At 54.0% G+C, this 17,567-nt stretch carries 23 protein-coding genes and 1 other RNA gene; 8 read left to right on the forward strand and 16 right to left on the reverse strand.

Translation table 11 applies throughout. From position 1 onward, the window contains the following. Window positions 1–141: a transfer-messenger RNA gene (gene ssrA / locus ACEQ15_RS17230) on the forward strand; the annotation flags it as partial. A 53-nt stretch (window positions 142–194) separates the two neighbouring features. On the opposite strand, the gene ACEQ15_RS17235 is transcribed toward ssrA, so the two are convergent. The 5 genes from ACEQ15_RS17235 to ACEQ15_RS17255 form a co-directional block, all read right to left on the reverse strand. Then, window positions 195–1,052, reverse strand: coding sequence for a phytanoyl-CoA dioxygenase family protein (locus tag ACEQ15_RS17235; protein WP_370280487.1), 858 nt, complete (start codon window positions 1,050–1,052; stop codon window positions 195–197). A 22-nt stretch (window positions 1,053–1,074) separates the two neighbouring features. Beyond that, window positions 1,075–1,620 carry an HD domain-containing protein gene (locus ACEQ15_RS17240; protein WP_370280488.1) on the reverse strand — a complete coding sequence of 182 codons (546 nt, stop codon included), beginning with the start codon at window positions 1,618–1,620 and terminating at the stop codon, window positions 1,075–1,077. Window positions 1,621–1,859: 239 nt separating this feature from the next. Then, window positions 1,860–2,249 carry a DUF3461 family protein gene (locus tag ACEQ15_RS17245; RefSeq protein WP_370280489.1) on the reverse strand — a complete coding sequence of 130 codons (390 nt, stop codon included), beginning with the start codon at window positions 2,247–2,249 and terminating at the stop codon, window positions 1,860–1,862. Window positions 2,250–2,389: 140 nt separating this feature from the next. Continuing rightward, a complete protein-coding gene (locus tag ACEQ15_RS17250) occupies window positions 2,390–2,659 on the reverse strand; it encodes a hypothetical protein (protein WP_370280491.1) in 270 nt (89 codons plus the stop codon). A gap of 358 nt (window positions 2,660–3,017) precedes the next feature. Beyond that, entirely contained in the window at window positions 3,018–3,998 is a 981-nt protein-coding gene (locus tag ACEQ15_RS17255; protein WP_370280492.1) for a diguanylate cyclase domain-containing protein, read from the reverse strand. A gap of 323 nt (window positions 3,999–4,321) precedes the next feature. Between ACEQ15_RS17255 and ACEQ15_RS17260 the strand changes: the two genes are divergently transcribed. Beyond that, window positions 4,322–4,597 carry an Lpp/OprI family alanine-zipper lipoprotein gene (locus ACEQ15_RS17260; RefSeq protein ID WP_370280493.1) on the forward strand — a complete coding sequence of 92 codons (276 nt, stop codon included), beginning with the start codon at window positions 4,322–4,324 and terminating at the stop codon, window positions 4,595–4,597. Between the two features lie 30 nt (window positions 4,598–4,627). On the opposite strand, the gene ACEQ15_RS17265 is transcribed toward ACEQ15_RS17260, so the two are convergent. Then, complete coding sequence (locus ACEQ15_RS17265; RefSeq protein WP_370280494.1) at window positions 4,628–5,542, reverse strand: L,D-transpeptidase family protein; 915 nt, start codon at window positions 5,540–5,542, stop codon at window positions 4,628–4,630. Between the two features lie 161 nt (window positions 5,543–5,703). On the opposite strand from ACEQ15_RS17265, the gene ACEQ15_RS17270 reads away from it, so the two are divergent. The 3 genes from ACEQ15_RS17270 (at window position 5,704) to ACEQ15_RS17280 (ending at window position 7,355) form a co-directional block, all read left to right on the forward strand. After that, window positions 5,704–6,531 (forward strand): polyphosphate kinase 2 family protein, encoded by an 828-nt coding sequence (locus tag ACEQ15_RS17270; protein ID WP_370280495.1) that lies wholly within the window; start codon window positions 5,704–5,706, stop codon window positions 6,529–6,531. A 103-nt stretch (window positions 6,532–6,634) separates the two neighbouring features. Further along, window positions 6,635–6,844 (forward strand): hypothetical protein, encoded by a 210-nt coding sequence (locus tag ACEQ15_RS17275; RefSeq protein ID WP_370280496.1) that lies wholly within the window; start codon window positions 6,635–6,637, stop codon window positions 6,842–6,844. 208 nt (window positions 6,845–7,052) lie between these two features. Continuing rightward, complete coding sequence (locus ACEQ15_RS17280; protein ID WP_370280497.1) at window positions 7,053–7,355, forward strand: cytochrome c5 family protein; 303 nt, start codon at window positions 7,053–7,055, stop codon at window positions 7,353–7,355. Between the two features lie 67 nt (window positions 7,356–7,422). Here the strand turns inward: ACEQ15_RS17280 and ACEQ15_RS17285 are convergent, their stop codons facing one another. Further along, a complete protein-coding gene (locus tag ACEQ15_RS17285; protein WP_370280498.1) occupies window positions 7,423–8,355 on the reverse strand; it encodes a flagellar motor protein MotB in 933 nt (310 codons plus the stop codon). A 17-nt stretch (window positions 8,356–8,372) separates the two neighbouring features. Next, window positions 8,373–9,128: a flagellar motor protein PomA gene (pomA, locus tag ACEQ15_RS17290; RefSeq protein ID WP_370280499.1), complete on the reverse strand. Its 756-nt coding sequence runs from the start codon at window positions 9,126–9,128 to the stop codon at window positions 8,373–8,375. A gap of 179 nt (window positions 9,129–9,307) precedes the next feature. Here pomA and ACEQ15_RS17295 point away from each other — a divergent pair, with 179 nt between their 5' ends. From ACEQ15_RS17295 to dxs, 3 genes are read left to right on the forward strand one after another with little or no spacing between them, the layout of a single operon-like run. Further along, window positions 9,308–9,550 carry an exodeoxyribonuclease VII small subunit gene (locus ACEQ15_RS17295; protein ID WP_282352784.1) on the forward strand — a complete coding sequence of 81 codons (243 nt, stop codon included), beginning with the start codon at window positions 9,308–9,310 and terminating at the stop codon, window positions 9,548–9,550. A gap of 3 nt (window positions 9,551–9,553) precedes the next feature. Further along, entirely contained in the window at window positions 9,554–10,432 is an 879-nt protein-coding gene (ispA, locus tag ACEQ15_RS17300; protein WP_370280500.1) for a (2E,6E)-farnesyl diphosphate synthase, read from the forward strand. Beyond that, the gene (gene dxs, locus ACEQ15_RS17305) at window positions 10,432–12,213 is read left to right on the forward strand and encodes a 1-deoxy-D-xylulose-5-phosphate synthase (protein ID WP_370280501.1); all 1,782 of its coding nucleotides are present in this window, start codon (window positions 10,432–10,434) and stop codon (window positions 12,211–12,213) included. The genes ispA and dxs overlap by 1 nt, the downstream gene beginning before the upstream one ends. A gap of 82 nt (window positions 12,214–12,295) precedes the next feature. Here the strand turns inward: dxs and ribA are convergent, their stop codons facing one another. The 8 genes from ribA to thiL form a co-directional block, all read right to left on the reverse strand. Next, the gene (ribA, locus tag ACEQ15_RS17310; RefSeq protein ID WP_370280502.1) at window positions 12,296–12,907 is read right to left on the reverse strand and encodes a GTP cyclohydrolase II; all 612 of its coding nucleotides are present in this window, start codon (window positions 12,905–12,907) and stop codon (window positions 12,296–12,298) included. A gap of 172 nt (window positions 12,908–13,079) precedes the next feature. Next, the gene (locus ACEQ15_RS17315) at window positions 13,080–14,453 is read right to left on the reverse strand and encodes an ATP-binding protein (protein WP_370280503.1); all 1,374 of its coding nucleotides are present in this window, start codon (window positions 14,451–14,453) and stop codon (window positions 13,080–13,082) included. 8 nt (window positions 14,454–14,461) lie between these two features. Further along, the gene (locus tag ACEQ15_RS17320) at window positions 14,462–15,127 is read right to left on the reverse strand and encodes a response regulator transcription factor (RefSeq protein WP_370280504.1); all 666 of its coding nucleotides are present in this window, start codon (window positions 15,125–15,127) and stop codon (window positions 14,462–14,464) included. A 6-nt stretch (window positions 15,128–15,133) separates the two neighbouring features. After that, complete coding sequence (locus ACEQ15_RS17325) at window positions 15,134–15,493, reverse strand: PepSY domain-containing protein (protein ID WP_370280505.1); 360 nt, start codon at window positions 15,491–15,493, stop codon at window positions 15,134–15,136. Window positions 15,494–15,607: 114 nt separating this feature from the next. Beyond that, window positions 15,608–15,832: a hypothetical protein gene (locus tag ACEQ15_RS17330; RefSeq protein ID WP_370280506.1), complete on the reverse strand. Its 225-nt coding sequence runs from the start codon at window positions 15,830–15,832 to the stop codon at window positions 15,608–15,610. Window positions 15,833–15,858: 26 nt separating this feature from the next. Beyond that, window positions 15,859–16,029: a hypothetical protein gene (locus tag ACEQ15_RS17335; RefSeq protein ID WP_370280507.1), complete on the reverse strand. Its 171-nt coding sequence runs from the start codon at window positions 16,027–16,029 to the stop codon at window positions 15,859–15,861. A 72-nt stretch (window positions 16,030–16,101) separates the two neighbouring features. Further along, window positions 16,102–16,611, reverse strand: coding sequence for a phosphatidylglycerophosphatase A (locus ACEQ15_RS17340; protein WP_370280509.1), 510 nt, complete (start codon window positions 16,609–16,611; stop codon window positions 16,102–16,104). Between the two features lie 2 nt (window positions 16,612–16,613). After that, on the reverse strand, window positions 16,614–17,567 hold the full coding sequence (thiL, locus tag ACEQ15_RS17345; protein ID WP_370280510.1) for a thiamine-phosphate kinase: 954 nt from the start codon (window positions 17,565–17,567) through the stop codon (window positions 16,614–16,616).

Genomic DNA, 17,567 nt, shown 5'->3' on the forward strand with positions numbered 1-17,567 from the left:
AACGGTTAAAACTTAAAGAGGCTCGCCCATAGCACCCTGGCTCTCGGGTCGCGACGGGTTAACTCAATAGAGAAGCCTAAACATGTAGATTTAGAGGCAGAGGATTCGCGGACGCGGGTTCGAAACCCGCCAGCTCCACCAAATACCCGCAAAAAAGGCTGCCCTGAGGCAGCCTTTTTTCTTTCCCTTTTTGCTCAACCTTCCAGCTTGGCATGCGCCGTTGGCGTGGCCACGTGGAACTTCGGATTGTCGAACTCGTTGCGCTTCATCGCGTAGTAATCCTGATAGTAGTTACCATCCGCGGCAGCATTAAAGGTGAAGAACATTGCACGGCGGGTTTTATCGGAGTTGTTCTTCTCGGAGTAGTGCGGCACGTAGGAGTCGAACAGTACAACGTCACCACGTTTTGCAGGCACGAGGTTCCAGCGGATCTTGTCGCAGATCTCCTGACAGATATTGCCGTTATCCGGACCTCCGTCGTAGCTCTCCAACACAGGCAGCTTACCTATCGGGGTTTCAGTCAGCGGAGAATCCAGCTCTGCCACATCTTCCAGATAGTTTTCCGGGAAGTGCAGGCAGCCGTTTTCTACGGTGGCATCGTCCAGGAAGATTGCAGCAGTTACATGGTAGGCTGGCTTGAACTGGTCGTACGCGATCACGTCCTGGTGTGGATCAAACGCACCACCACCCGGGTTTTTCGCGTTGCATTTGTCCTTGAACAGCAGGAATTTGCTACCGGTCAGCTCTTCGATGTACTGCTTCAGCTTAGGCACAATCTGGGTGTTGATCGCTTCGCTGTAACCGTCAATGTATTCGTATCGGCACACTTTCAACGGATCATCGATCTCCGGTACCACGATCAGTTCATCGTCGTGGCGCTTGTAGTAGTCGCTGAGACTTTCACCACTTTCGGCGAGTTCTGCCAGCAACTCACCTGCACGCTGGGACAGCGCCTGGCTGCTGGACTCCAGCGTTTTCATGTCGTCCTGGTTCAGGCCCTGAGGCAGAACGATGTACCCCTGCTTTTTAAAGATGTCGCTATTGTTAGCCATCGTTTGATCCTTACCTATGGAGTTATGCCGTTGCGTCCGCGGAAAGCGCAGCGTTCATGCTACCCAGGTAGTGAGCCACGGTTTTGTTGCTCAGCTCTTCCACCTTACCTTCGTCGTCCCAGCGACGCAGCTTGATCGCGTCTTCCGCGTACTCTTCATGCAGGAATGCCTGCTGCTCCTCTTCATTCATCAAGCCCCCCTGGTGGTGCAGAGAGTCCAGAGACGCCGGCGACAGACCTTCCAGATACCCCTTTTCTACCGCACACAGGTAACGCTTAGCTTCAGCATGCAGGCGGATCGGCTCAGTCACCGAAGGCGGGAAATACGGCGCCAGGTACTCAGCACCGATGGAGTCATGCTTGTAGTTGCCAAAGGCGATGTCGGTGGTTGCCATCAGGTGGCCAACGTCGTGCAGCAGGGCTGCAGTCACCAGTTCAGCAGACTCACCTGCGCGCCGTGCAAGCTCCGCGCACTGAACGCCGTGCTCGGTCTGGTTGATGCCTTCACCGTAGGTGTGGTGACCTTCAGCTTCGTACAGATCGATGATCTGCTGGATAAATGGATGCATGTTCGCTCTCGTCAAACTGTCATTGAATGATTAAATCTGGTGTATACCAGTTTGTACGCATACGATAAGAGATATTTGTTACAGAACAAAGTCGAACCTAGACGTTAGAGTGAGTTTTTCATCCGGGCGCGGCGTAAAGACCGCAGACAAGCTATTGCAGCAACGTGATCAGATAATAGGAGGATGAGGAAAGCAGGGCACGACAAGATAAGGCTCGCCGCGCCTTGTAGGAAAGATCATTACATCTCGTCGATCTGACGACGGATATCCTCGATCTTGCGGGCTACCACTTTTTCCAAGTGTTCCAGTTCTTCAAGCAGCTGTTCTTTCTTATTCTGAGCAGACACCTCTTCTTTTACGAGAGCGTCCAGCTCAGCCACGGCACGGAGAAAAAATGGCGATGGCTCGGTTGTCGAGCGATACGGTACCAGACCGTCATTCACCAGTATCTCCTTCTGTACGCGCTTGAACTTGAACTTTTTGCTTTTGGCAAACCATTCGCCCTGGTGGCGGTGGAAGTAGATTTTGAGGATATCCATATCACCTTCGATACGCGAGGTGTATTTCTCGATGTCATGTACATCTTCTATCCCCATTTCCTTCAGGGTTTCGAACTGCTCAGTTGCCATGTCCGACGAGTCTCCGAACTTCAAAATTAATAAATATGTTCAGTTCCGAGTATAGCTCTAGTTACTGCAGCAAGATGCAACTTTAGTCTTAAAAACATGCAAATTTTTCTAATCCGGAATTAGCGCTACTTCATGTGGCCTTACTGCTCATCTTCGCCACCTGGCTTGCTCCTTTTTTTGGGCTGGCGCTGCCAATCCTCACGTTCATTCTGATAGTGCAGATCAGCCAACTGCTCCTTCAGCTCCCTCTTGTCAGCCTTTAATCGTTGTATCTCAAGCCGATGCTGAAAGTCCTTCTCTCGCTCTGTGTCGAGACGCTCTTCCAACTCGTGTACCTTTTGCTGCAGTTGGGCGATCACCGCCCGCTGTTCAGCAAATGCATCCACCGATGATTTGTGTTCAGTTTCCATCGCTTCGTGTTGCCGAGGGAGGCACTAAAGTTCGGCAAGGATGTGTTGTAGACATTGTAAGAAAGTGCATAGATAAGAGGATGATTGTTGCGGTTGCTCCTTTCAACGCGATGTTCGACCCACTGGGCCACCAAAAAACAACAACGTCATGTACATTACAATGGCGATAATGACGGTGGTGGGTGCGAACATTGAGGAGCCTCACTTCAGAGAGGGCCATCCCTGAGACGGTTGTCAGGCGCGACGCTGTGCTTCCTGACCGATCTGCTCTTCAGATGTAACCTAAGAATAGCAGACCCAAGATTGGCTCCATGGCGCAGAGCAATGACGCCGTTGCCGTTTTCGCAACATAAGCTATTTATTCGAGAAAGGTTTTAGGCAACACCTGACGGGCCTGAGTATTGCGGCGGCCGTAGCGCACAACACCGTGCTTACCTTCACGTTTTGCCTGATACATCGCTTCATCCGCCCGCTTCATCAACTCATCCAGTGAGCGCCCATCCTGTGGGAAACGCGCGATGCCGATGCTACACCCCAGGTCGATCTCCGTGCCCTGTACTTCCTCCAAGCGATGAAACTGCCGGGAGATCCGTTCCGCCAACTCTTGCGCTTGCGCTTCTGTGGTGCCACAACTGGCCAGCACGACAAACTCATCCCCACCCAGACGCGCAACAACATCCGACTCCCGCGTGCACTCTTTCAGCATTTCACCAAACGCACACAGAAGTTCATCCCCGGCCAGGTGACCTGCTTCGTCATTCAGCTGCTTGAAGTTATCCAGATCGATGTAGAGGACGGACGCGGCGTGCTGCTGTCGACTGGCAGCAGCCAGCATCTGCGTACCAACGTCCTGAAAGATCATGCGGTTGAGCAGGCCGGTCAGCTGATCATAACGGGCCAAGGCTTCTATCTTGGCGCGATAACGCTTGATCTCAGTGATGTCTTTGCTGATGCCAACCAGACCAACCACTTCGCCCTGATCGTTGATGACAGGCTGTTTACTGGAACTGACCCAGCGTAGTTCACCTTCCAGACTGTAATAGGGCTCTTCATGGTTGAGCAGCGGACACCCTTCCCTGATAACTGCCTTCTCATGCTGGTAGTAACGCTCGGCGTGTTCAGCGGGGAAGATATCGAAGTCGGTTTTACCCACCAGCTCACGCCAGCACTGGTGACCCGTCAGATATGCAAACGCTTTACTCACACAGGTAAAACGGTGTTCGGCGTCTTTGATGTAAACAAAGTCCGGGGTATTTTCGAGCAAGGCCAGACAGTCACGCTGCGTCGCGCGCAACAGCTCAACCTCGTGCTCAGCGGCGACCAGCTTTTCCTTGAGCACTTGCATATCCCTTTGGTGTACAGAGTTTCCACATTCCATTCAGCAATGCCTCCTGCACTTCCTGTATTCCCTGCAACCGGTTACGCGTAAACCAGCAACTGCAACACAAGAAACTTCTGTCTACTCAACATCCACATATCAACTCACTATATCCCACTAAAGCCATTGCCACTACCGGTTTGCGTTGAACTAATCGATATGATTACCGAAAGGTTGCCTGCTTGCCGAAAAAGCCAACTATTGCTCAAAAAACAGGCACAAAGCGATTGATCACCTATAATTTCCAAGGATAACTCCCTAAAAATCCTTTTGAGGAAACACCCATGAAACCTCAAGTTATTCCTTTGGTACTCGCAGCATTACTGGCAGGCTGTGCCAGCACAAATTCAGCGGATATGGAATCTATGAGAGAGATGGCGCAACAGGCGCTTGATCGTGCCCAGGCGGCAGAGTCCATGGCTCAGCAGGCGTCTCAAAAAGCCGATGCAGCCTCCCAAGATGCTGCCGCGGCAATGGAAGCGGCACGGGATGCACAGGCGTGCTGTCAGGCCAATACACGTCGTATCAACCGCGCATTTGAGCAGTCCATGCAAAAGTAACCTCCGCATTCAGGTCCGTCAGCCCACATTTCAGGGCTGGCGTACCAAGCGCCTCCCTATTTTAACCGGTACACCACTCGCCTCATCCAAAGCGGCCTGGACAGCAGCACTGTTCAGCTGCAAATCTTGAGTTTCATATATTTCCGTCAACAGCCGCCCCAGCGCAGCTGGTACCACAGGTTCACCCTGCTCACCTGATGCATAAGCTGCAGGATGCACCTCCAGGTAAAGCTGATCATTTAACCAACCCAACTTGAACGGTTCATCGACAATTCGCAGTTTTGTCCCGACCTCCACCTGTGCAAACAACGCCACAATGTCTTCCGGATACAGACGTATGCAGCCATGGCTGACCCGCATCCCTACGCCAGCCGGTCGATTGGTGCCGTGTAACAAATAACCACTCAACCCCAGCCGCAGGGCGTGGCTGCCCAACGGGTTTTCCGGGCCTGCAGGTATCACGTCCGGCAGAGAGATGCCAGCGGCCAGCGCTTCCTCACGAATTGATTGGGGTGGGTACCAGTTGGGATCACTGACCTTGCTGACAATTCGGGTGGTGGTGACCGGCGTCTGCCATCCTTCCCGACCAATGCCAACAGGATAGCTGTACACCTTGTTGGGCGCCTCGCCTGGATAGTGGTAGAGACGCATCTCCGCCAGATTAAGCACCAACCCCTGACGTGGACCGGACGGCAGGACAAACTGCAGCGGCAACTGCAGATCGCGTTGCGCCTCGGGCAACCAGATATCGAGCATGGGGTTTGCACGCACTATCTCGTCGTACCCCACACCATAACGCCGCGCAATGGCCACCAGCGTGTCAGCCTCGGATACCCGGTGCCACAACACACGCCCGACAAGATCCTGCCCCTCGTGCAACGACCAGCTCGCGCCCACCACCGGTCGACCGGGCCAAATCGCACTCCCGATTAGCGCAGCTAACATAACCACCCTGGCCAATCCAGTCCTCAGATATCGCTTTGCCATCATGTCATCAATACATCGCTTCGATTTACCCAGTATAGCCAGATGCCTAACGACCACATTGCTGTGCCCTCCGGAACTGGCTACCCTGAAGGCTCAAGCCGTACAGGACGTTCAAAGCAATGCAGAAGCCAAGCAAGATCGTAATCGAGAAGAAACCACCTCAGCTGTCCGACGTGGATCTGGACGGCAGTTACATCACCGACCGCGACAGCTACGAAAGTAAGTTGAAGAAGTTGCAGAAGCGCATACTTGCGATCCAACAGGCCTACCATCACCAGGGACGGCGCGCGATTATCGTGTTTGAAGGCTGGGATGCCAGCGGCAAGGGCGGCGCCATCCGCCGCCTCACCGAACGGCTGGATCCAAGGGGATTTAAGGTACACCCGATTGGTGTTCCCACGTCCAACGAGCAGGGACGCCACTATCTCTATCGCTTCCAAACCCGCCTGCCCAAACCCAAAAGTTGGGCCATCTTTGACCGCTCCTGGTATGGGCGTGTTTTGGTTGAACGAATTGAGGAGCTCTGCCCGGAACACGCCTGGCAGCGAGCCTATCACGAGATCAACGAATTCGAACGTATGCTCAGCGACGATGATGTAAGGATCGTAAAGCTGTTCCTGCACATCGATCCGGACGAACAGCTGCACCGCTTTGATGAGCGCCTCAACAATCCCTACAAGCGCTGGAAGCTCACGGAGGAAGATATCCGTAACCGCGATAAATGGGATCAGTACACGGAGGCCATCAACGACATGCTGACGTATACCTCCACCCAAGCTTCGCCCTGGCATCTGATCGCCGGAAACCACAAGTGGTTTGCCCGCATCCAAGTTTTAAAGACAATAGCGGATCAGCTGTCGGAAGGAATCGATATCACACCTCCCGAACTTGATCCAAAGATGATCAAGGCTGCCGAGAAGAAGCTGGGACTGACGATAAAGGAATAAATTCTCTGATGAACGTGTACCGCAACAAAAGATACGCCATTCTGCAACACCTCTGAAATATTCATCGAGCAATATTAAAAGGTGAATTAAAGAGGATAAGATAATGGATAAAATGCATCTACAAGCTCAGCTGAAACAGCTTCTGAGCCGCGGCTACACCATCAACGATGTGCGTCAAATGCTGACTGCGCCGAAAAACCTGCTGGAACAGGTGATTGCTGAGTATCAGCAGGAACGCAACTTCAACCAGCAGAACCTGAACATTCAGCGCCAACAGGCCGAATACGCCATGCACCTGGGTAGCGGACGTTAAGTCTCGTTACCCTACCCGCCCTGCTCCGCCTTTCCATATACTCCCTTAGACCAGTTTCCCACCATACGATTGTTCAGCGTCAGTTAACGTACAATTGTGTATTTACAGTACTAAGGGGATATGACTACACTGCGCCCTTACCAGATTTCGGGTGAGTAGAATCTTTTACTACTAAAACTACTTTTGTGAGCACTGAGGTAAGACCACAATGAAAAAGGCGATTGTATTTGCAGCTGCAGCTGTTCTGATGTCCACCAATGCGATGGCAGAACGCGCAGGCCAGGAAGTTTACAACACTAAGTGTGCGGTATGTCACGCAAGCGGCGCAGCAGGCGCTCCTAAGCTGGGCGACGCAGCCGCTTGGGCTCCACGTGCAGCACAGGGTGTTGATGCGATGCTGGCAGTAGCTAAGTCCGGTAAAGGTGCGATGCCTCCTAAAGGCCTGTGCATGGACTGCAGCGACTCCGAGCTGAAAGGCGCGATCCAGTACATGCTGGACAACTCCAAGTAAGCAGTTTCCAGCACGTACAAAAAACCCGGCAATCGCCGGGTTTTTTTCGTATTACGCAATTGAAAGATCAGAACACCTCGCCCGGTGCTTCATTCTCCCGACGAATATCATCCGGATCACCTGCCTGCAGGCGTTTCAGAAGCTCTTTGTCATCGCCCTTCTGCACCACAATCTCAACACGGCGGTTGCGCGAACGCTGGGCACGGGTTTCGTTTGGCGTCAGCGGCTTGGTTTCTGCGTATCCCAGAATACGGAAACGTTTCTGCTCGATGCGTGGGTCACCAAACAGCTCATGCGCTACAGCCAAGGCACGGGCGGTAGATAGGTCCCAGTTGGACTCAAAACGACGTCCGTTGTACGGGATGTTGTCGGTGTGTCCTTCGATCGCTACTTTACCCTTTACGGTAAGCAGCATGTCGCGAATCTTCGCGAGTACCGGAATCGCCTCAAACTTCAGTTCCGCCTGACCTGAATCGAACGAACCCTGTTCCTTCAGACGGATAATGATCTTACGTCCTTCGGATTCGACCTCGATACTGCCCTGCCCAATTTCCTTCGCTAGTGCAGCCGCAAACTCCACAGCTTCCTCTTCGGCCTGCTGCTCCATCTCCTTCTGCATCTCTTCGAAGGCATCGCTCGCCTCCTGATCCTGAATCTCCTGTTCACCCTCTTTCGAGCGTATATCCAGGGTATTCATATCGTTGTTCACCGTCATCTGGCGAACTTCGTTCAGCGGTGTAGGCTCAGGTCGGCCCGGACTAAATTCCTGCGCGATGATAGAAGTACCCTTAGGTACATCCTCAACTTTGATTTGGTTCTGTACACCAAAGGCCTCGCGCATGGAACCTGCCAACTGCTTAAACTTCAGTACATCCATCTCAGAGAACGAGAGCAGAAGTACGAAGAAGCACATCAGCAGAGACATCAGGTCAGCAAAGGTCGCCAACCATCCCGGTAACCCCGCGGGGCAGGGGGGGCATTCGTGTTCTTCGTCACTCATGACATATCCACCCTGTGTTAGCCGTCAGTCGCACGCTTGCCTTCTGGCAGGTAGTTCTTCAACATCTGCTCGATAACACGCGGGTTCTGTCCCGCCTGAATCGCCAGCAGACCGTCGGTAATCAGTGCCTGGTTGAGCGCTTCTTCATCCTTGCGCTGGCCCAGCTTATCCGCCACCGGCAGCGCAAACATGGTTGCCAGCATCGCACCGTACAGTGTGGTCAACAGTGCGACCGCCATCGCCGGACCGATCGATTTCGGGTCGGACATATTCGACAGCATCTGTACCAGACCCACCAGTGTACCGATCATCCCCATTGCCGGGCCTACATCACCCATCGCGCCAAGGATGGTGATACTGTTATCGTGACGATCAGCCGCCAGTTTGGCTTCTTTATTAAGGAGTGTCTTAACAACCTCTGGATCGTGACCATCCACCAGCAGCTGAATACCGCGCTGCATGAAGTCACTGCTAACTGTTTTGTCCTCCAGCGACAGCAGGCCACCTTTACGGGCCGCGTCAGCCAGCTCTACCGTTTCCGCGATGATCACATCCGGGCTGATAGATTTGAACATGAAAGCTTTGCCGATGACTTTTCCGACCCCCAGGAAGGTCCCCAGGGTGTACTTCATCATCACTACGAAGAGGGTGCCGACGATTACGATCAGCAGGGACGGCACGTTGACGAATACGCCAATATCCCCACCCATGACCATCGCAGCGACAACCAGGCCAAAGGAGCCGATTAACCCGACGAGCGTTGCTATATCCACTCTATAGTCTCCAGATCACAACCACAGCATTCTCAAGGTTTTATGAGCGACCCATCATAGCAAAAAAAGTCGCGCATTAACCCCCTAAACGAACGTATGAATTTGATTAATCTATGCTAATTGATAAATACCTGCGGCTTCGGTAACGTGTACGCCTTCTATACACACAGGTAAGCCCCATGCCCCGCGCCAAGAAAACCACCGATTTCGAGACATCCCTGAACGAACTGGAAACGCTGGTTAACCAGATCGAACAAGGTGATCTTTCGCTGGAGGACGCACTTGGTGCGTTCGAGCAGGGCGTCAAACTGACCCGTGAATGCCAGTCGATTCTGGATCAGGCGGAACAGAAGGTTCAGGTACTGATCGAGAAGAACGGCGAGCTGCAGAGTCAGCCTTTTAATAGCGGCGAGGATAGCTGAATCTTGACCATCAAAAACACACTCAAACAGTATCAGCAGCGTGTTGATGCCTACCTCGACCAGACTGTTCTGAAAGACAGTATCGAGCCGCGCCTGCAGGAAGCGATGCGTTACGCCCTGTTTAACGGTGGCAAGCGTGTCCGTCCGATACTGGTGTATCTGGTCAATCAGATGCTGGGGGGCAAGCTTGAAGATGCCGACGCCCCTGCTGCGGCCATCGAGTGTGTTCACAGCTATTCCCTGGTCCACGATGACCTGCCGGCGATGGACGACGATGACCTGCGTCGCGGCAAACCCACCTGCCATATCGCCTTTGATGAAGCCACGGCAATCCTGGCCGGCGATGCCCTGCAGTGTTTTGGCTTTGAACTGCTGACCCAGGACGAAGAACAGCCGAACCGTAACCTGAAGATGGTGAAGGTACTGGCAAAAGCGTCCGGAGACAGTGGCATGGTCGTAGGCCAGGCCTTTGACCTGGCCAATGTCGGCAAAAGCCTGACACTGGAACAGTTGGAAGCAATGCACGCCCATAAGACTGGCGCCCTGCTCAACGCAGCGGTCGACCTGGGTGCATTATCCAGCGGCTGCAATGACAACGATACCTTCGCGCAACTGCGTCGCTACGGCGATGCCATTGGTCTTGCCTTCCAGGTGAAAGATGACATCCTGGATATCGAAGGCGATACTGAAACCATCGGCAAGCCACAGGGATCTGACGTCGAACAGGATAAACCGACCTATCCCGCCCTGCTCGGCATGGACGGCGCAAAAGAAAAGCTGCGCCAACTGCACCAGGAAGCCGTCGCTGCCGTACAACCCTTTGGTGATGCCGCCCAACCGCTGGTTGAGCTGGCCGACTTTATCGTCAACCGCGACCACTGATGTTTCAGACCATCCCCGAACAGCGTCCGGCAACCCCGTTGCTGGACCGCATAGACAGTCCGTCCGCCCTGCGCGGTATCTCGGCTGACAGCCTTGAACAGCTGGCAGAGGAGCTGCGTGCCTATCTGCTCTACAGCGTAGGTCAGACCGGCGGACACTTTGGTGCCGGCCTGGGTGTAGTGGAACTGACTATCGCCCTGCACTACCTGCTGCAAACCCCGGACGACCACCTGATCTGGGACGTGGGCCACCAGTGTTATCCACACAAGATCCTGACCGAACGCCGTGAAGCGATGCAGACCATCCGCAAGAAAGATGGCCTGGCACCGTTCCCGAAACGCGCCGAGAGCCGTTACGACGATTTCGGCGTCGGGCACTCCAGCACCTCGATTAGTGCCGCGCTCGGCATGGCGGTGGCTGACCAACTGCAGGGGCTGGACCGTAAAACGGTGGCAGTGATCGGTGACGGCGCAATGACAGCCGGCATGGCCTTTGAAGCACTCAACCACGCGGCACACACCAACGCCAATCTGTTGGTGATACTGAACGACAACGAGATGTCGATCTCCCACAACATCGGCGGCCTGGCGACCTATCTGGCCAAGAACCTCACCAAGCGCACCGACGGCGAGACAACCGCCGCCCTGTTTGAGGCATTGGACTTCGAATATGCAGGCCCGGTGGATGGTCACAACTTCCACGCATTACTGCCTGAACTGACCGCCGCGTTAAACCGGCCAGGCCCTCAGTTCCTGCACGTGGTAACCCGCAAGGGCAAAGACTTTGCACCGGCAGAAGCCGACCCGGTGGGCTATCACGCCCTGACCAAAATTGAACCGCAGGGACAAAAAACACCGGCGCTGAAAAAGCCTAAGTTCTGCAACATCTTTGGCCGTTGGTTGTGTGATACCGCTGAAGAAGACAGCAAACTAATCGGCATCACTCCGGCCATGCGCGAAGGCTCCGACCTGATCGAGTTTTCCGAGCGCTTCGCCGAGCGTTACTTTGATGTCGCCATTGCCGAGCAGCACGCAGTCACACTCGCGGCCGGTATGGCGTGCCGCACTATGAAACCGGTGGTGGCGATCTACTCCACTTTCCTGCAGCGGGCGTACGATCAGTTGGTGCATGACGTGGCGATTCAGGATCTGGATATCCTGCTGGCGATCGATCGCGCCGGCCTGGTTGGTGAGGACGGATCCACCCATGCGGGTATCTTTGATATTAGCTACCTGCGTTGCGTGCCCGGCATGCTGGTAATGACCCCGTCCGACGAGCAGGAGTTGTACGACATGCTGTCGCTCGGTTATCACTACGAAGGCGCCGCAGCTGTGCGTTACCCACGCGGCAGCGGCACGGGTATCGAGGTCAACCGTGAGTCAGCACCGCTGGAGCTTGGCAAGAGCAACACCTTACGACGCGGTCAGCGTGCAGCATTGCTGAACTTTGGCCCGCTCCTGCCAGCGGCCAAAGAAGCCGCTGAGGCACTGGACCTGACTCTGGTCGATATGCGTTTTGTAAAACCGCTGGATCATGACGCCATTGATCAATTAGCCGCTAAACACGAGCTACTGGTCACCTTGGAAGATCATGCTTTGCAGGGTGGTGCCGGTTCTGCGGTGGGTGAGTATCTACACCAACAAGCCATCACCACACCTTTGTTGCAACTAGGGATTCCCGACCTGTGGATTGAGCATGCAAAACGCAACGAGCAATTGGCCGAGTGTGGACTGGATGCCAACGGCATTATCACCGCGATCCAGCAACGACTTGGAAGGTAAGACCCACCTGCAAGATATAAATAGACACAAAAAAGCCGCTGAATCAGCGGCTTTTTCTCATCTGCGGTAAGGACTAAACGACTTATTCGTCATCCTTGAAGTGGTGTTCGGTCATCATGTGACCCAGCTTGCCCATCTTGGTTGCCAGATACTCTTCGTTGTGACGGTTTTTACCCACCTGCAGCGGCACACGTTCCGCCACCGTTACACCGTACTTCTCCAACGCTTTTACCTTGCGAGGGTTGTTGGTCATCAAGCGCACCTGCTTGATACCAATATGGTCCAGCATCGGCTGACACATGGTGTAGTCACGCATATCGGCTTCAAAGCCCAACTGCTCGTTGGCTTCCACCGTATCCGCACCACCGTCCTGCAGGTTGTAGGCTTTGATCTTGTTTAGCAAACCGATGCCACGCCCCTCCTGGCGCAGGTAAAGCAACACACCTTCACCAGCTTCAGAGATGCGTTTCAACGCTTCCTGCAACTGGAATCCACAGTCACAGCGAAGGCTGAACAGGGAATCGCCTGTCAGACATTCTGAATGAACACGCGCAAGAACCGGCGCATCTCCGCTAGGTTCCCCGTATACCAGAGCCACGTGCTCTTTACCGGTTTCCTGGTCCTCAAAGCCCACCATCTGGAACACACCCCAAGGTGTCGGCAGCTTGGAGGAAGCCACATACTCAACAGTCACTCAACTTACCTCAAGAATCGAAGCCCGATATTCTACAGACTTGTGCAATCAGGCGCATCCTGCATTAATGGTGGCACATATGGGAAATACAACCACTTGCAGTGTAATAAGAAGGGTATTTTGGTAAAAATGCCCGTAGTCAGGTCGATTACAGGCCATTTTCAGCTAGAAATCAGGCGACTTCTTCCGATTGTTGCGAAATCGGAAACTCTGCTTTCGTGTGAAGCGGCAGCATAATGGTGACCCGTAAGCCGTTCAGACGCTCGGATCGATCCAGGGCCAATTGTCCGCCGTACTGACGCACAATATCGGTCACAATACTCATCCCCAATCCATGACCATCGGTGGATTCATCCAGCCGCTCCCCGCGGGTCAGCAGGCGCTCAATCTGGTCTTCCGCAATACCCGGCCCATCATCTTCGATCACCATGGTAATGCAGTTTTCATCGGCATCAGCCGACACAGACACCTTGGAGTGCGCCCACTTGCTGGCGTTATCCATCAGGTTGCCCAACAACTCCATCAGGTCATCACGCTCACCCGGAAAGTAAATTTTGTCGCTGACGCGCTGTTGATAGCTGAGGCCTTTGTCACGGTAGATCGCCTTCAGCGTGCGCAGCAGTTTATCCATCTCCGGTAGCAGATAGATCCGCTGCCCTGGCAACGCGGCACCGGCAATACGGGCGCGGGTCAACTCACGCTGCATCAGATCACGCAGGCGTACCGACTGCTCACGCATATCTTCCGCTAAAGCGGGTTCCCTTGGTTTAAGCGCCTCAATCTGACGATCCAGCACTGTCAGCGGCGTTTTAGCTGCATGGGCCAGATTGCCAACGGCATTACGCGAGCGCTGCAAGCGTAACTCCATCGCCTGCACCAGATAGTTAATCTCGGTAATCAGCGGATCAACTTCCGAGGTATTCACATGGGAAAGCTGCCTCACTTCGCCCTGTTTCAGGCGAGCGATATCGCTGCGTACGCTGACCAGCGAGCGCAAACCACTGCGGATAATCATTGCTTGCACCGCCAACAGCACAAAGAGGAAAATCATCCCGGTGCCAGCAACCGCCCAGCCCTGCTTCTGCAACGACTGATCAATACGCTCAACGTCCTCCGCCAGCACCAGCTGTACCTTCAGCCCCTCCTTCATAAAGGCCTGATCAAGCACCAGCCAGGGGTGCCCCGACTTTATCACACGACGCACATACTCCTGCCCGATATCCTCACCTTCGGTGGTGGGGATCATCTCATCCCAGAGCGAACGAGAATAGAGCCATTTGTCGTTCACCTTCACCTGGAAGTAATGCCCGGACATCGGCTGGAGATATACCGGGTCAATCAGCTCGCTGTTTACCCGCCAGCCGCCTTTACCGTCCATCTCAACAGCACGCAGGATCGTATATGCATCACTGGACAGGCGCGCACTGACAAAGTCATAGGCGGTTTGACGCAGGTACCAGCTGTTGGCCAGCCAGAGCACCACGATAGCCACGATCGAGACCAATAGGAATCCGCTGTTGAGGCGCGTCTGGATGGAGTTCAGCATAGCGAGGCTCAGAGATTCGCTACGAACACATATCCCTGACCACGCTTGGTCTGGATACGTTCTTTGCCAATCTTCTTGCGCAGCATCTTGATGTACGCCTCGATCACGTTGCTGTCATTTTCAGCGCCGTCATCGTAGAGGTGTTCAACCAACTGCAGTTTTGAAAGTACACGGGAGGGGTTGTGCATAAAGTAGCGCAGCAGGCGGTATTCGGTACCTGTGAGCGTCACTTCTTCAGCCCCGTTAAGGGTAACGGATTGGGTTTTCTCGTTCAGCACCAGCCCTTCAACTTCCAGAGTGCTGCTGATCTGCTGGTTCGCACGGCGCAACAGTGCCGTCATACGCACCAGAAGTTCTTCGGTGTGGAAAGGTTTACCCAGGTAATCGTCGGCACCGGCTTCAAAACCATCCACACGTTCCTGCCAGGCAGATCGTGCGGTCAGAATCAAAACAGGAATATTGTTACGGCGCTTACGCCAGTTGCGCAGCACTTCAAGTCCAGAGCGCAGGGGGAGACCCAGATCGAGCACAACAAGATCGTAGATATCTTCGTACCCCATCGCCTCTCCGTCGACGCCGTTGTCGGCAAGGTCAACGGCGTAACCTGAGCGTAAAAGCTCTTCCCGCAAATCAGGCCCCAGCTGGGGATCATCCTCTACCAGTAGTACCCTCATAGCGAGTTACTTCTCCTTGATCATGTCTCCTGTACGGGCATCAACCAACAGCATGCGTACCACGCCGTCCTTACCCGCAACCTCCATCTCGTAGATGTACATATCACCCTGCTTGATCAGGGCTGTATCCAACATATGTCCATCGGTGAGCATTTTCACCCGGTCCATCAACTCCATCATGGTCAGGATTTCACCGGATTCCGCCAGTACGCGACACTCTTCAGCGTCAAGGCGCTCCATACTTGTTATTGGCATTGAGGAATCAATACCTGTACCGGGTGTGCTACTCACACCCTGGGCCGACAACGCAGAAAAACCACCCAAAGTGATTAGGGCTGCCAGCATCATGCGTCTTATATGGCTCATCATTAAACCTCCCCAACAAGAACAGGTGGTTCCTTCTTAATACTGAAACTACATATAGCAGCGGGCCCTTGCAACAGGACCCACCAGTATACTGTAGCAGTTTTCATGTGACGCTTAGTTGGAATTGATATCCACGCCCCATGGGTCTTCAACGTTACCGCCACCCGCACTTCTCAGCGTATCAAGTTTGATACCGGATTCTGTAGCGGACATGTGGCCTTCCTGGCTGTGTTCCCAAGCATCCAAGCCGTATAAAGCACCTGATGCAGCCATTGCCTGAGAGCTGAGCAAAGCAGCGCCCAAGAAGGTAGCAGAAGCAAGTTTCATAACGGTTTTCATGATCACTCTCCTGACTTCAGTCTCTGTTACTGGCCTTTATCCATGTCATCCATGGTTTCAAATTCAGCAGACATGTGACCTTCCTGAGAGTGGCCCCAACCGTCCAGTGGATACAAAGAACCAGCAGCAAATGCCTGAGAGGTCAGCATTACAACACTAACGAATGCAGCAGCGAACAGTTTAGCGATAGTTTTCATGACGGCTCTCCAAGATTGTTTAGAAGTCTCGAAGATAAAGTTAGAGGAGCAACCTGAAACCAAGCTGAAAGGTCAGGTATTGCTTAGAACTATTTCACCTAGCGCTATACCGGAAGCAAAAAACGTGGCCTGCAGTGCAATCCAGGCGTAGATACCGGCCAGAATATCGTCCAACATAATGCCTAAGCCGCCTGAAACCTGTTTGTCCGCCCAGCGGATGGGCCAGGGTTTGAGGATATCGAACAGGCGGAACCAGAGAAAACCCACCAGGATCCAGATCAATCCTGTGGGGGCTGCAAACATGGTGATCCAGAAACCCACAAACTCGTCCCAAACAATGCCACCGTGGTCGTGAACGCCAATATCAGACGACGTCTTGTCACATAACCAGATCCCCACCAGGGTGGTTATCAGCAGCATCAGGGCATAGGCAGGCAGGGAGAGGGTCTGAAACCAGAAATAAGGGATGATGGCGGCCAGCGTACCAAAGGTACCCGGCGCGAAGGGGGCTGCACCACTACCGAGGCCGAAAGCGAGGAAGTGGACAGGATTACGCCAGACCGACGGCGGTACTACATTCATGATTAATCCTTGGCAAAATGGTCATAACCGCCGCTACCGCTCGCCACCTGACCATCGATACGAATACCCGGTTCAGCACTGATCTGACCGATCACTGTCACCGGTTCGGGCAGTTTCTGGATAACGCCCCGTTCAACGGCTGGCAGCGTAAAGCACAACTCAAAATCTTCACCGCCGCTCAAAGCCCACTGGCGCGCCTGCTCTAGACCGGCATAGGCTTCCAGCTGTGCAGAAACAGGCAACGCACTCAGCTCAAGATCCGCGCCAAAGGCGGAGTTTTCCAGCAGGTGTCCCAGATCAGCCTGAACACCGTCTGAGATATCCACACAACTGGTTGCCAAACCACGCAGGGCCATACCGGTTTGCAGACGTGGGGTTGGTGCATAGAAACGTTGCTGGAGGTAACGCACCTGATCACTCTCAGTATCGTGCTTGAGCAGCGTTTCCAGACCACCACGGCTGTCACCCAGTGTGCCGGTGACACAGATCAGATCACCAACCTGGGCACCACGGCGTTTCAAGGCCTTATCCACAGGCACAAAGCCATGCACCTGGGCAGACAGGCTCAGCGGCCCGCGGGTTGTGTCACCACCCACCAGACGGATATCCAGCTGCTTCGCAGTATTAATCAGGCTTACCGCGAACGGTTCCAGCCATTCTTCAGTGGCATCAGGTACTGTCAGTGCCAGGGTAAACCAGGCAGGACGGGCGCCCATCGCAGCCAGGTCGCTGACAGACGCACCCAGCAGACGAGTGGCGAGATGCGCGGGCGGTGTGCCCGACAGAAAGTGGGTACCCTCGACCAGGGTATCGATCGATACGGCCATCGCCTCACCGGGTTCCGGTAACAGCAATGCACAGTCGTCGCCGATCCCCAGCGCAACAGAGGCATCGGTAGATGCCTCTGCAAAGTAACGCCGGATCAGCTCGAACTCGCCGAGGGAGGAAGTGCTCAT

This window comes from Pontibacterium sp. (assembly GCF_964228735.1).
In the GTDB taxonomy this organism is placed as follows: domain Bacteria; phylum Pseudomonadota; class Gammaproteobacteria; order Pseudomonadales; family Balneatricaceae; genus Pontibacterium.